This window comes from Flavobacterium sp. WC2409, from assembly GCF_041200085.1.
In the GTDB taxonomy this organism is placed as follows: Bacteria; Bacteroidota; Bacteroidia; order Flavobacteriales; family Flavobacteriaceae; genus Flavobacterium.
In genome coordinates this window covers 3,559,682-3,574,120 of record NZ_CP165625.1, presented here as the reverse complement: position 1 = coordinate 3,574,120, position 14,439 = coordinate 3,559,682, and the positions used below count along the sequence as shown (strand labels likewise).

At 32.1% G+C, this 14,439-nt stretch carries 14 protein-coding genes; 7 read left to right on the top strand and 7 right to left on the bottom strand.

Going from position 1 to position 14,439, the window contains the following annotated elements; genetic code table 11:
• Positions 1–35: 35 nt before the first annotated feature.
• Positions 36–599, bottom strand: a complete 564-nt coding sequence (purN, locus tag AB3G34_RS15300; protein ID WP_369752940.1) for a phosphoribosylglycinamide formyltransferase — start codon at positions 597–599, stop codon at positions 36–38.
• Between the two features lie 176 nt (positions 600–775).
• Between purN and AB3G34_RS15295 the strand changes: the two genes are divergently transcribed.
• The 6 genes from AB3G34_RS15295 (at position 776) to AB3G34_RS15270 (ending at position 6,110) form a co-directional block, all read left to right on the top strand.
• Positions 776–1,012, top strand: a complete 237-nt coding sequence (locus AB3G34_RS15295) for an acyl carrier protein (protein WP_007137004.1) — start codon at positions 776–778, stop codon at positions 1,010–1,012.
• Between the two features lie 182 nt (positions 1,013–1,194).
• The gene (gene fabF / locus AB3G34_RS15290) at positions 1,195–2,448 is read left to right on the top strand and encodes a beta-ketoacyl-ACP synthase II (protein WP_367756509.1); all 1,254 of its coding nucleotides are present in this window, start codon (positions 1,195–1,197) and stop codon (positions 2,446–2,448) included.
• 7 nt (positions 2,449–2,455) lie between these two features.
• Positions 2,456–3,196: a ribonuclease III gene (gene rnc / locus AB3G34_RS15285; RefSeq protein ID WP_369752939.1), complete on the top strand. Its 741-nt coding sequence runs from the start codon at positions 2,456–2,458 to the stop codon at positions 3,194–3,196.
• Positions 3,197–3,303: 107 nt separating this feature from the next.
• On the top strand, positions 3,304–3,798 hold the full coding sequence (locus tag AB3G34_RS15280) for an IPExxxVDY family protein (RefSeq protein WP_369752938.1): 495 nt from the start codon (positions 3,304–3,306) through the stop codon (positions 3,796–3,798).
• Between the two features lie 5 nt (positions 3,799–3,803).
• Entirely contained in the window at positions 3,804–5,234 is a 1,431-nt protein-coding gene (gene pyk / locus AB3G34_RS15275) for a pyruvate kinase (RefSeq protein WP_367773001.1), read from the top strand.
• Between the two features lie 111 nt (positions 5,235–5,345).
• A complete protein-coding gene (locus AB3G34_RS15270; protein WP_369752937.1) occupies positions 5,346–6,110 on the top strand; it encodes a Bax inhibitor-1/YccA family protein in 765 nt (254 codons plus the stop codon).
• 45 nt (positions 6,111–6,155) lie between these two features.
• Here the strand turns inward: AB3G34_RS15270 and AB3G34_RS15265 are convergent, their stop codons facing one another.
• On the bottom strand, positions 6,156–6,674 hold the full coding sequence (locus tag AB3G34_RS15265) for a PAS domain-containing protein (protein WP_367772997.1): 519 nt from the start codon (positions 6,672–6,674) through the stop codon (positions 6,156–6,158).
• A gap of 93 nt (positions 6,675–6,767) precedes the next feature.
• Positions 6,768–7,850: a DNA polymerase IV gene (gene dinB, locus AB3G34_RS15260; RefSeq protein WP_369752936.1), complete on the bottom strand. Its 1,083-nt coding sequence runs from the start codon at positions 7,848–7,850 to the stop codon at positions 6,768–6,770.
• A gap of 202 nt (positions 7,851–8,052) precedes the next feature.
• On the opposite strand from dinB, the gene AB3G34_RS15255 reads away from it, so the two are divergent.
• Positions 8,053–8,523, top strand: a complete 471-nt coding sequence (locus tag AB3G34_RS15255; RefSeq protein ID WP_369752935.1) for a CYTH domain-containing protein — start codon at positions 8,053–8,055, stop codon at positions 8,521–8,523.
• Positions 8,524–8,531: 8 nt separating this feature from the next.
• Here the strand turns inward: AB3G34_RS15255 and AB3G34_RS15250 are convergent, their stop codons facing one another.
• From AB3G34_RS15250 to pgi, 4 genes are all read right to left on the bottom strand, one after another.
• Positions 8,532–9,029 carry a septal ring lytic transglycosylase RlpA family protein gene (locus AB3G34_RS15250; protein ID WP_367772993.1) on the bottom strand — a complete coding sequence of 166 codons (498 nt, stop codon included), beginning with the start codon at positions 9,027–9,029 and terminating at the stop codon, positions 8,532–8,534.
• Between the two features lie 79 nt (positions 9,030–9,108).
• The gene (locus AB3G34_RS15245; protein WP_367772991.1) at positions 9,109–9,549 is read right to left on the bottom strand and encodes a hypothetical protein; all 441 of its coding nucleotides are present in this window, start codon (positions 9,547–9,549) and stop codon (positions 9,109–9,111) included.
• A gap of 99 nt (positions 9,550–9,648) precedes the next feature.
• On the bottom strand, positions 9,649–12,360 hold the full coding sequence (locus AB3G34_RS15240; RefSeq protein WP_369752934.1) for a TonB-dependent receptor: 2,712 nt from the start codon (positions 12,358–12,360) through the stop codon (positions 9,649–9,651).
• Between the two features lie 278 nt (positions 12,361–12,638).
• Positions 12,639–14,282 carry a glucose-6-phosphate isomerase gene (gene pgi, locus AB3G34_RS15235; protein ID WP_369752933.1) on the bottom strand — a complete coding sequence of 548 codons (1,644 nt, stop codon included), beginning with the start codon at positions 14,280–14,282 and terminating at the stop codon, positions 12,639–12,641.
• Positions 14,283–14,439: the final 157 nt, after the last annotated feature.

Genomic DNA, 14,439 nt, shown 5'->3' with positions numbered 1-14,439 from the left:
ATTTTAATTTATCTAGCGATAAAAAATGTATTGTTTTATTTTTTCAAAAGATCCCCTATAACTTCTGGGAAATACCTTTGCTCTAGATCGTGTATTTTTTCGGCAACAACTTCTGATGTATCCGTACCTAAAACAGTCACTTTCTTTTGAAATATAATCCCTCCTTCATCATAATGCTCATTAACATAATGAATCGTAATTCCAGTTTCTGATTCTCTATTTTCAACCACCGCTCTATGCACATTCATACCATACATTCCTTTTCCTCCATATTTAGGTAATAATGCAGGATGAATATTAATGATTTTATTGGGGTAAGCATGAATAATATTCTCGGGGAATTTCAATAGAAATCCGGCAAGAACGATCAAATCAGGTTGAATTGCCTTAATCTTTTGTAGTACTTTACCTTCAAATAGATCGTCTTTAGAAAAAACTTCCGTCGGAACTTCGTGTTTACTTGCACGCTCAATAACCATTGCCTTAGAATTGTTTGTAAACACTGCAACAACAGTCCCACTTTCATTTTCCTTAAAGTACTTTATGATATTTTCAGCATTAGTACCCGATCCGGAAGCGAAAACAACTATTTTTTTCATAATCTACACAATTTTAATAACGCAAAAAAAGGAATAAAAAATGAAAATAAATAACATTGAGAAGCCTTTGTTTTAATTTATTTTATAATTTAGTTGACACATTTATTAACTTATTGGTTGTTTTAAAATAAAGTTTTTTATTTTTGCCAACAAATTAAATTCTAAAATTAAAGATTATGTCAGACATTGCATCAAGAGTAAAAGCGATTATCGTAGACAAATTAGGCGTTGACGAAAACGAAGTTGTAACAGAAGCAAGCTTCACTAATGATTTAGGAGCTGACTCATTAGACACTGTTGAGCTTATTATGGAATTCGAAAAAGAATTTGACATTCAAATTCCAGACGATCAAGCAGAAAACATTGCTACTGTTGGTCAAGCTATTTCTTACATCGAAGAAGCTAAAAAATAATAAACACACACTCGCTTGCAACTTTTGTAAGCGGGTGTTATTATTTTTTTAAATATGAAATTCGGGATTGAAGTTCAATCCAAAAGATATTTATAATCTAATACCCACGGCTTTTTTGTAATAACAATACAGTAAAGAAAGCGTGGGTTTTATTTGTTTAAAGATAACAAAATACATAAGTTATGGTATTAAAGCGAGTTGTTGTAACAGGTTTAGGTGCTCTTACTCCTATAGGAAATAATATTCAAGAATATTGGAACGCCCTTATTAACGGTGTTAGTGGCGCAGCTCCAATTACTTATTTTGACGCTACAAAATTCAAAACACAGTTTGCTTGCGAATTGAAAAATTTTAATGTCGAAGATTTTCTAGACAGAAAAGAAGCAAGAAAAATGGACCGTTATGCACAATATGCAATGGTTTCATCTGAAGAAGCAGTTCGTGACGCAGGGTTTGATTTTGAAAAATTAGACAAAGACAGAGCGGGTGTAATATGGGGTTCTGGAATTGGAGGACTTGAAACATTTCAAATCGAAATGTTGAACTTCGCCGCTGGCGACGGTACACCAAAATTCAATCCTTTCTTTATACCAAAAATGATTTCAGATATTGCCAGTGGTCATATCTCCATTAAATATGGTTTTAGAGGTCCAAACTTTGCAACCGTTTCAGCTTGTGCTTCTTCTACAAACGCCATTATTGACGCTTTTAACTATATTAGACTAGGACATGCAGATGTCATGGTAACTGGTGGATCTGAGGCCGCAGTAACAATTGCTGGTATGGGTGGATTTAATGCCATGCATGCACTATCAACAAGAAATGATGATCCAAAAACTGCTTCAAGACCAATGGATAAAGACCGAGATGGCTTTGTACTTGGAGAAGGTGCTGGAGCTTTAATTCTTGAAGAATACGAACACGCAATCGCTAGAGGTGCAAACATATATTGCGAAATAGGTGGAGGCGGTATGTCTGCAGATGCACATCACATTACAGCTCCACATCCTGAAGGATTAGGTGCTAAAAATGTAATGTTAAATTGCTTAAGAGATGCTGGATTGAAGCCTACAGATGTAGATGGAGTAAATATGCACGGAACTTCAACTCCATTAGGAGATTTAGCCGAATCAAAAGCAATTGAGCATGTTTTTGGCGATCATGCATACACCATGAATTTGAATTCAACAAAATCAATGACTGGTCACCTTCTAGGTGCCGCTGGTGCTGTTGAAACCATATCTTCAATTCTCTCCATGAAACACGGATTAGTTCCTCCAACAATAAATCATTTTACAGATGATGAAAATATTGACCCTAAATTAAACTTTACTTTTAATGTAGCTCAAAAAAGAGACATGAAAGTGGTTATGAGTAATACTTTTGGATTTGGTGGACACAACGCATGCGTATTAGTAAAAAAATTAGACTTGTAACCAACCTATGAGTATAATAAGAAAAATATTTTCGAAATCCCGTTCTCTAGAAGACGGGATTTTTTTTGATGCTATTCAAAAGATTTTAGGCTTTGCGCCAAAAAAAATTGAGCACTATAGAAAAGCATTCACCCATCGTTCTTCCAATCGGTTGAACGCAGAAGGAAATCCTATTAATTATGAAAGACTAGAATTTCTAGGTGACGCCATGTTAAGTGCTGTAATAGCTGCACATTTATTTAATAAGGCACCACATGGTGATGAAGGCTACCTTACTAAGATGCGCTCAAAAATTGTAAGTAGAGAACACTTGAATGAATTAGGAAAAGACCTAAATTTAATTCGATTTATCGAAAGCAAAGTACCCGTGCAACATTTTGGAGAAAATATTCATGGAAATATTTTTGAATCATTAGTGGGTGCAATATATCTTGATAAAGGGTATGAATATTGTGAAAAATTCATTCAAAAAAGAGTCGTTCTTCCCTATGTAGATATTTCTAGATTAGAAGGAAAAGTAATTAGCTACAAAAGCTTAGTTATCGAATGGTGTCAAAAAGAAAAGAAAATATTCCATTATGACATTTATGAAGATAACGGCATTGATGGAGAACGTCTTTTTGGAGTTAAATTAAGTATTGACGAAAAAGTCATCGCAAAAGCAAGAGCAACATCAAAAAAGAAGGCTGAAGAAAAAGCATCACAACGTGCTTATTTTGCATTTCAAGAAAAAATGGATAAGAAATAATATTAAATTCATTAAAACTACAACGTTTTCGTTCATAAATTAACGAAATCATTACATTTTCCGTTCTTTAACTTCGATAGAAATACTATATTTACAACATATTTTACATGAATATGGCTATTCATAAACTGGATCTTGGAGAATTTGACGAAATAGACTATAATCTTATTGCTATACATACTGCACTGGAAGATTATCGATTAGCGTTTTTTATCAATCAAAAACTTCCAATAATTCTAGGAAAAAGTAAGGATGAAGTTCAAATTAACATAAAAGAAGGAGAAACAAAATTTTCTAGATTTTATTATTATGACTCAGAAAATGCTATTTCTTGGAATTTAATTCAAAATAAAAATGAGGTTTATCAGGATACAAAAGATACAGCTCAAAATTTATTTTCAAATATAACAATGGAGATTTCGACAAAAGTTTATTTGCTCCCAGAATTTAAAAAAGCAGATTATTTTTTAAAAATTGAAAATACTCAAGACACGATTAATGTCTCAAAAATTAAAGAAATATTAAATACCATTGAAAGTATATCTACAGTTTACACAGTAGATACAAATCAAATAAAATCAAAAAACAATTTAATTTTTTAATAAAAATGATTACAAACAAAAAAACCAAAATTGTAGCCACACTTGGACCTGCATGTAGTACCAGAGAGATTATAAAAGATATGATCGACGCAGGGGTAAATGTGTTTAGAGTTAACTTCTCACACGCAGATTATTCTGATGTTACAGAAAAAATCAATATCATAAGAGGACTTAACGAAGAATTTGGATACACTACAGCGATACTTGGAGACTTACAAGGACCAAAGCTTCGTGTAGGAGTAATGAATGAAGGAGTAGTTGTAAATGACGGTGACTTAATTACTTTTACTACTGCTGAAGAAGTTCTTGGAACAGCACAAAAAGTGTTCATGAAATATAAAAATTTCCCAAACGATGTAAATCCTGGGGAAAGAATTTTATTGGATGACGGAAAACTTATTTTTGAGATTGTTGAAACTGATAAAAAAACCGAAGTTGTTGCAAGAGTAATACAAGGTGGTGAGTTGAAATCAAAAAAAGGAGTAAACTTACCTAATACTAAAATTTCTCTTCCAGCAATGACAGAGAAAGATATCGCTGATGCTATATTTGCAATTGGACAAAAAGTAGATTGGATTGCTCTATCTTTTGTGAAAACACCTCAAGATTTAAAAGATTTACAGGACTTAATTGCAGAACATTCAGAATATAAAATTCCGATTGTTGCGAAAATCGAAATGCCTGAAGCATTAGAAAACATCGATAAGATTGTAGCTTATTGTGATGGATTAATGGTTGCTCGTGGAGATCTTGGAGTTGAACTTCCAGCTCATGAAGTACCCCTAGTTCAAAAAGAATTAATACGTAAAGCTAAAATGGCTCGTATTCCAGTTATTGTTGCGACGCAAATGATGGAAACTATGATTACTAGCTTAACTCCAACACGTGCTGAAGTAAATGACGTTGCGAACTCAGTAATGGACGGTGCAGATGCAGTTATGCTTTCAGGAGAAACGGCTACAGGTAATTATCCAGTACAGGTAATTGAAAAAATGACCCAAATCATTAAAGCAGTTGAAGACTCACCGCTTATTCAAGTACCACAAAACACACCACAAATAAAAACAAAACGTTTTATTACTAAAACAATTTGTCGTCACGCTGCCCTTATGGCTAATGCTATTCAAGCAAAAGCAATTTGTACCTTGACAAATAGTGGGTATACTGCATTTCAAATTTCAGCTTGGAGACCATCAGCACATATTCTAGTATTTACATCTAACAAAAGAATCTTAACTCAGCTAAGTTTATTATGGGGAGTTAAATCTTATTTCTATGATAAAGTAGTAAGTACAGATGAGACTGTTACTGATATAAATGAAATAGCAAGAGAAAAAGGATATGTTACTAAAGGTGACTTTCTTATCAACTTAGCTGCAATGCCTATCAAAGAAAAAGGAATGGTAAATACCATGAGAGTTTCTGAAATAGAATAAGTAAAGCTTTAAAATAATAAAAAATCCGTCTTGTAAGAAATCAAACAAGACGGATTTTTTTGTGCTTCGTTTATTTTTCATTTATCTTTGATAAAAATTAGTTCAACTACTATGGAATTCAAATCGAAAAATCCTTTTTTAAATAATAAATCTTTTTCTGCTACAAGCAAAGATCAAGTACATCAGGCCACCTTCATTGATTACAATCAAGAAATGACTCTGTCTGGAACAATCAATAAAACACTGCTTTTATTCATGCTACTTACTGCTTCTGCGATGGTTATCTGGTGGATGACTTTCAATGGCATGAATCCAATGGTTCCAGCTTTTGGTGGCGCTATTGTAGGATTAGTGTTAGTTGTTATATCGGCATTCAAACCGCAATACTCCCCTTATTTAGCTCCTGGCTATGCGCTATTTGAAGGGCTTTTTATTGGTGGGATTTCGGCAATTTTTGAGGCTAAATATCCTGGAATTGTTATTCAGGCAGTTGGCGCTACTTTTGTAACATTCATTGTTTGTTTGGGGTTATATAAATTTAAAATCGTCAAAGTTACTGAACAATTTAAATCAGTGGTGGTAGCTGCTACGCTTGCCATTGCCACTTATTATCTTATTTCATGGGTATTTTCTATGTTCACTAGTTTTCAACCAGTACACTACGGAAATTCCATGATGAGTATTGGAATTAGCGTATTCGTAATTATAATTGCTGCTTTAAATTTATTCTTGGATTTTGACAGAATAGAAAAAGGAGTCCAAGAAAAAATGCCAAAATACATGGAATGGTTTGGGGCCATGGGGTTAATGATAACCTTGGTTTGGTTGTATATCGAATTCTTACGATTACTCTCTAAGCTTTCAAGTAAAGACTGAAAAAATAGCTCTCTTAAAAACCCTTTCAAATTTGGAAGGGTTTTTTTATGCTGCTTTTTCAAAAGCAATGAAGTGTGAAAATTCACCGCTTACATTATAGATGGGATAACCATTAATTAAACAGGTGTATATATCTCCATTTTTTTTATAGTTCAAAATCTTTTTTTCAAATGGTTGCTTAAGTTGAATTGCTTTTCTAATTTGTTTTGATACAAAAGCACTAGTCTTTTTCCCCTGAAACATACTTGGACTTTTACCAATCACTTCATCTGGTGTATAACCGTTCATTTTAGTGATGTTTTGCGAGGCAAAAACAATCGACAACTGAGCATCAGTTACAATAATCACTTCTTCTTCTGAAAGCTTATTTTTTATATCCCAATATGGATTATTCCATTTATACATAGAGGCAATTTGCTCTAACATATTAAAATCTATAAATGAATTTTTCATATCATTTATCATGACACAATGAAAATCCCAAGAAGATACTGGAGTCGTTTTTATTCTTATACTCTTATGATGTTCAGCGACAGCATTTTCGTAGTGTTCAAAGTTAATCATGAGACTTATTTTTATCAAATATAATTGATATTCGAAAAATAATACACCAATAAGAATGTTTTAACTATTGTTGAACCTTACACATTCCCTTACTTAAAATGCAAATCTAAGTTGAACTACAACCGCTTTTTTAACTTCAGTATTTAGATTCCCCATGGATATCCCAAGTAATCTTACAGAATCTTTCATCTTTTCTTGATACAAAAGTTCCTTAACTGTTTCCAAAATCAACCCTTTGTCTGAAATAAAATAAGGAAGTGTTTTACTTCTTGTTTGCTGTGTAAAATCACTATATTTAATTTTTAAGGTAACTGTTTTTCCAGAAATCGTATGTTTTTTCAATCTTTTTTCTAATGATGTAGCGATTTTATCTAATTGCTCAATCATGAAAACCTCCGACGAAAGATTAACGTCAAAAGTATGTTCTGCAGCAACTGATTTAGTTATCCGATCCGATTTAACTTCGCTATTGTGAATTCCACGTACGACATGGTAATAAAAACTACCCGATTTCCCAAAATGTTTCTCTAAAAACTCCAATGATTTACTTTTTAAATCAACTCCCGTAAAAATCCCCAACTGATACATTTTTTCAGTGGTCACTTTTCCAACTCCATAAAATTTTCGAATTGGCAATACTTCCAAAAATGAAATAACTTCATCCGGATTTACTGTTTTCTGTCCGTTCGGTTTATTATAGTCACTGGCTATTTTAGCAACAAATTTATTAATAGAAATTCCTGCAGAAGCTGTTAGCCCTACTTCCTTAAAAATGCGTAATCTAATTTCTTCGGCTAATAAACTCGCGCTGGGGTTTCCCTTTTTATTTATTGTTACATCAAGATAGGCTTCATCTAGCGACAGCGGTTCAATCAAATCCGTATATTCTCTAAAAATTTTATGGATTTTTCCAGAAATCTCTTTATATCTATCAAAACGAGGTTTTACAAAAATAAGATCTGGACAATTTTTTTTAGCCATGACACCGCTAATCGCACTACGTACTCCAAACTTCCTAGCCTCATAACTAGCAGCAGCAACGACCCCCCTGTTTTCTGATCCCCCAACTGCAATGGGCTTCCCTCGTAGATCAGGATTATCCATTTGCTCTACAGAAGCATAAAATGCATCCATGTCAATGTGAATAATTTTTCTATTAATTGGGTTATCAAGCATGACACAAATTTAAATAGGTTTTACTTGAAAACATTCAAATGAAGGGAATTATTTGATACATTTGATGTCATCTTTTAGCCCAGATCGAAGCGACATCCTTTCTTATACTGAACTAGTTTCAAGATTTTGAAACCTAGTTCAGTATAAGAAAGATACAGTGAAGTGCTGGAAGAAGCTACAAAAAAAGACAAATCGATAAGAAATGATTGAAATAGAACGAAAATTTTTGGTTACCTCAGAAGCATTCAAAAAAGAAGCTTTTACTCAGAACAGAATTAAACAGGGCTATTTAAGCTCCGTTCCACAAAGAACTGTTAGAGTTCGAACAAAAGGAGATCGTGCATTTATGACCGTAAAAGGAGTTTCAAATAGCTCTGGAATGTCACGTTTTGAATGGGAAAAAGAAATTTCAATCGACGAAGCAACTAAATTACTTGAACTATGTGAAAAAGGGATAATTGACAAAACCCGTTTTGAGGTAAAAGTAGATAATCATACCTTTGAAATAGATGAATTTCACGGAGAAAACGAAGGCCTAATTATGGCCGAAATAGAACTTACTTCAGAAAATGAAAATTTCGAAAAACCATACTGGCTAGGACAAGAAGTAACAAATGACAAGCGCTATTACAATTCTTATCTAAGCGCTAATCCCTATAAAACATGGGGATAGTTATATAGTTATTTTGTAAAAACTTCAATAGTAACTGTCATAACTCCTATCCCTTTATTTTTAGCAATTTCCATAAAAGCTCTTTTAGAAAGATCAATTTCTCTTGATCTTACAAAAGGACCTCTATCAATAACTTCTACAATAACCGACTTACCGTTTGCCTCATTTGTCACTTTTAATTTAGTACCAAAAGGGAATTTTTTATGGGCAGCAGTATACTTATTCATATCAAATGGGATTCCACTAGCAGTACGTCGACCATGAAATTTGTCAGCATAATAAGAAGCATGTGACCCTTTTTTATAAGGAAGCAATTTTCCCATTTTTTCTGTCAAAGTGTCTTTCTCCACTTCTTGCTGTGCAATTATCGTTTTTGTTTTTTTTACAGTGTCTTTTTGTATTGTAGGTTTTTGTAGAGATGTTTTTATCTTATCCGCAATGGAGCTTTGACTACTTGCCAAACCTATAATAGCTATTAAAAAAAACAATGTTATTAATTTTCTCATATTTCTTTTTTATGTAATGCATTTTTACAAAAACCGTACCTAGATAAAAAAAGCCCTGTAAAAAGGACTTTTTTTTATTTTAAAACCACAAACTCCATGGTATTCTACTTAAAATTAGTACTAAACCTAACGTATAAAAAATAGTAAATGTTTTAAATTTAGATTCGCTTGTTGTTAATTTTTTGTGCTTTGACCAGCCTATTGTAATGAGCGTTATTGCAATAATATTAATCACTGGATGCTCTACAGCAGTTAATCTAAGTGAAGCATTTTTCATTACTTCACCCATTCCTGAATTAACAATAGCAGAAAACCCATTTGGTGAAATAAAATACAAAATCAATCCAATCAACAATTGCGTATGTGTCCCTATCAATCCAAAAATAGCAATTTTTCTGTCTTTAGCAGTAAATTCTTTTTTACCAACTAAACCAAGAACAGCATTAAAAACTGCAACAACTAACAATAAAAGAGCTAAATATGCCCAACCAGAATGAAATTTTACAATAAATTCGTACATAGAGTAATTATTTTTTTAAAACAAATATAAACAAAAAAGCATAAAAAAACGGCATTACACTTAAAGTGAATGCCGTTTTAGTATATATTAATTTAACTCTTAGAAGTTGTAACGCAAACTAAAGTTCCAAGTTCTTCCATATCCGAAATAAACTTGATTTGTAGTAGCAACACCATCATAAGTAGGTGTATTACCTGTAGCAAAGTTATTAGTTCTTGATTCAGAGATATAAACTTCGTCTAAAACGTTGTTTACATTTAATCTAAAACTAACAGAATCTTCTTTGTCTTTACCAACTAACATTTTATATGAAAAACCTGCATCCATTAAACCATAAGATGGCAATTGTAATGTTCCATCATTTTGTTCAGTTGTAAATTTAGTAGGGTCAATTGAAGCATATAATTTATCAGCAACTCTATAGTTAGCATCTAAACTTACTCTTTCAAACACTTCATATCTTGCTCCAATACTAGCTGTATTTTGAGCAGCATCACCTACTTTTAATTTATCTAAGTATAAAGTTGTAGAAGTACCACCACTTATTTTATTGTTTTCAGCATCGTATCTATTACTAGCTACGTTCCCTTTATATATCCAGTTTCCAATAGAAACCATTGCATTCAAGCTTAATTTTGGTAATGGCTTAGCATTCATTTCAAGCTCAACACCTGAGTGAATTTCAGTTAGACCATTAAAGTCATAATATCCACCAATATTATCAGCCGCTGAATCAGAATTTCTTTGGTATCTGTCTTTCCAAGAAGTGTAATACACATTTAAATTAGCACTAAACATTGAAGAACGGAAACCATATCCCCCTTCTAAACCTAAAACTTTTTCGTTAACTAAGTTTGAAGCTACTATAGATTGACTATTTGGATAAACCGCATTAAAGAATGGTTGTTTAGAGTAAAAACCTGAATTTACAAATACATTACTTTTTTCGCTGATGTTATAATTAACTCCACCTTTTACGTTTCCACCTAATAAATTTTCAAATTTAGTTTTATAAAGAGGATCGGTTGCTAAATAAAGGAAAGTATCTTCTCTTTTAAATCCTTGCTCAGAAATTGCTCCTTGAAAGAATGCAGAAAGGTTTTCATTAGAATATTCTAATTGTGTAAAAGCACCTAACCAGTTTACATAACCATTGTTATTGTAAGCAATTTTTTCTTGATCTTTAATATTTACAAAAGGATTCAAGCTTGGTGTAGCATCGTACGTTTTGTATAACACTCTTGATGGATTGTTTTTATCTGAAGTATCTTTAAATCCATCAGCACCAAGTAAGTCAGTCAAAATTCTGTAATGAAATCCAACATATGATCTTGCGTCAACACCAAAATCAAGAGTCAATTTATCCGATAATTTTGTATTTAAATCTATAACTGCACCGTACCAGTTATGTGAATTCATAGACGCTCTTCTAATAAAACCACCAGTAGAACTTGAAGAACTTGCGATACGTTCTCCACCAACTGATTTAAGGTAAGGCACAGCAGTTGTACCCACTGAATTAGATTGGCCAGTATTGTATTTAACGAATTCATCAATAGGAAGCAAACCATCAGCAGTTTTATAAGCTGAAGAATAAGGACTTTTTCCTATACTTCCCGTTCCTCCACCTCTACCCCATGAACCATAGAATACAGATGATAATTTTGTCTTGTCATTGATTTTATAATCCCAATTCAAAGAGGCAACCGGTTTACTATAGAAGTTTCTAGAAAAAGAATATTCTTCACCATTTTTGTAACCCCAATCTGAGTTGTATTTAATATTTGGCTCTCCATTTTTACCATATTTAATATATTCTGATAATGGATTTGCAAAACTTCTTTGGTGATGCCATTGAGGAGCACCTGTAAAAGTAAATTGAATATCATGTTTGTCATTTGGTTTATAACCAAAAGCAATAAAATAATTTTTCCCTTCAAATTTAGTTCCGTCAACATAACCGTCTCCAGTAGTTGAACTTAACAATACAGAAGCTGAAAGACCGTTTTTCATTAATCCTGTAGAGTAAGAACCTTGAACTTTTAAATAATTTGCATTACCAAAACCTGTAGAAACTGACCCGCCTTCTTTCATTTCTGAAGTTCTAGTAACAACATTTATTGTTCCCCCAACAGATGAAATAGCTAATTTTGAAGAACCTAAACCTCTTTGAACCTGCATAGCAGAAGTTACATCAGAAAGTCCAGCCCAGTTGCTCCAATAAACAGCACCCGTTTCCATGTCATTCACAGGAACACCATTTATCATAACAGCTACGTTTTTTTGATCAAAACCACGAATATTAATCCTTGAATCTCCAAAACCACCACCTTGTTTAGTTACATATACTGAAGGTGTATTTGCTAAGATTTCAGGGAATTCTTGAGTTCCTAATTTTTCTTGAATTTCAGATGCTTTAATTGTTGAAACAGCAACTGGAGTTTTTCTGTCTTTTGCAATTCCAAGAATAGTACTTGTAACAACCACTTCATCTAAATCGTTAGAATTTGAAGTTAAAACAATAGCTCCTACATTTTTTGTAGTACCATTTGCAACAGAGAATTTGATTGTTTTAGGTTCAAAACCTATAAAAGAAATAACTAATTCTCCAGATGTAACTGTAGTATTAATTGAAAATTTACCATTAAAATCCGCAGATACTCCAGTTGCTGAACCTTTAATAGCAACATTAGCACCAGGTAATGAACCTTGACCATCAGTAATTGTTCCAGTTATTTTCCCTTGAGAAAATGCACTTACAGCTACTAAAAACAGTAATCCAGAGAGTAACCAATTTTTCATTGTCTTCATTTTTATTTAGTTTATTAATTTTTGGCAAAATTATAACATTTTTACCTTAAAAAGTTAACGCAATGTTAAGAAATTTTTTTTTCAAATAATATTTTTTCAAATAAAAAATCAATAAATCATTCATTTTACAGAAAATAATGCGAAATAAACCTCAATAACCCACTGAAAATAGCAATTCAGTAAAAAAAGTAAATATAAAATACAGAGTTGGGAAAAATAAAAAAACCCGAGTTTTAGTAAAATTCGAGTTTTTTTATAACAAATTAAAAAAATATAATTTATTTATTCTTCAAAAAATAATTCAATAAAAATTCAGTTGAACTATCGTGACTTTTAACTTTTTCAGTATTGATTTCTTCCAAAATAGAATTAGCCAACTGTTTCCCTAATTCTACACCCCATTGATCAAAGCTGAATATATTCCAAATCACTCCTTGTACAAAAATTTTGTGCTCATATAATGCAATTAACGAACCTAAAGAATTTGGTGTTAATTTATCAATAAGAATAGTATTGGTAGGTTTATTACCATTAAACACTTTGAATGGAAGAAGGAATTTAGCTTTATCGGCTGAAAGTCCCTGTTTATCAAATTCTGATTGAACTTGGACTGCCGACTTTCCTTGCATCAAAGCTTCAGTTTGTGCAAAAAAGTTAGACATCAATTTATCGTGGTGATCTTCATCTCCATATAATGGCTTTACATAACCAATAAAATCTGATGGAATTAATTTTGTCCCTTGATGGATTAATTGAAAAAAAGCATGTTGTGCATTTGTTCCTGGTTCTCCCCAAATAATAGTTCCCGTTTCATAATTAACTGGCTTACCGTCTCTCCCTACACTTTTACCATTACTCTCCATAGTTCCTTGTTGCAAATAGGGAGCTAGTTTTTGTAAATATTGTGTATAAGGAATCAATGCTTCACTTTCGGCACCAAAGAAATTATTATACCAAACACTTAATAAAGCCAAAATCACTGGCATATTTTTATCAAAATCTGCCGTTTTAAAATGATCGTCCATTTCATTAGCACCACCTAATAATTCATCAAAATTATCAAAGCCAATTGCTAAACTTATAGTAAGTCCAACTGCACTCCATAAGGAAAATCGTCCACCAACCCAGTCCCACATTGGAAAAACATTATCAGGATTAATTCCAAAATCGGTAACTTTTTGAATATTAGTAGAAACCGCAACAAAATGTTTCGCAACATCCTCTTGAGTTGCTGATTTCAAAAACCATTTTCTAATTGTCTCCGAATTGGTCAATGTTTCTTGAGTTGTAAACGTTTTAGAAACAATTACAAAAAGAGTAGTTTCTGGATCTAACTTTTTAATAATCTCATTTACATGATCTCCATCTACATTTGAAACAAAATGAACATTTAACTGATTGTTATAAAACTGCAAGGCTTCCACAACCATAACAGGGCCAAGATCAGATCCACCAATACCAATATTTACCACATCAGTAAATACTTTTCCTGTATATCCCTTTCTAGCTCCTGAAATTACTTCATTTGTAAAAGCTTTAATTTTACTTTTTACATCATATATTTCTGGGACTACATTTTCACCATTAACATTTACAACAGCTGATTCCTTAGCTCTTAAGGCAGTATGAAGAACCGCTCTATTTTCGGTTTGATTTATTAATGCTCCTTCAAAATATTCAGCAATTGCATCTTTTAGTCCCACTTCATTTGCCAAATCCAACAATAAAGTAATTGTTTCTTGATTGATAATGTTTTTAGAATAATCAATTAAAAAATCATTCCATTGTAGATTAAATTTTTCAGTTCTTGATTTATCTTCTTCAAACATTTCTTTCATAGAAACTTTTTGCATTTCAGTAAAATGATTCTGAAGCTTCCCCCACGAAAGGGTATCTGTAGGATTTATTGTATTTAAGGCCATTTATATCGAGATTCTAATATTAATATTATTTTTTTTGCAAAAATACAGAATTTAGTTTTAAATGATAAACACTTTTGATTTATATAACAATTTAATAGAAATAGAAAAGATAATAGGGCTACAATGAAATAGAGAGAACAAAATCAATTATAAATTG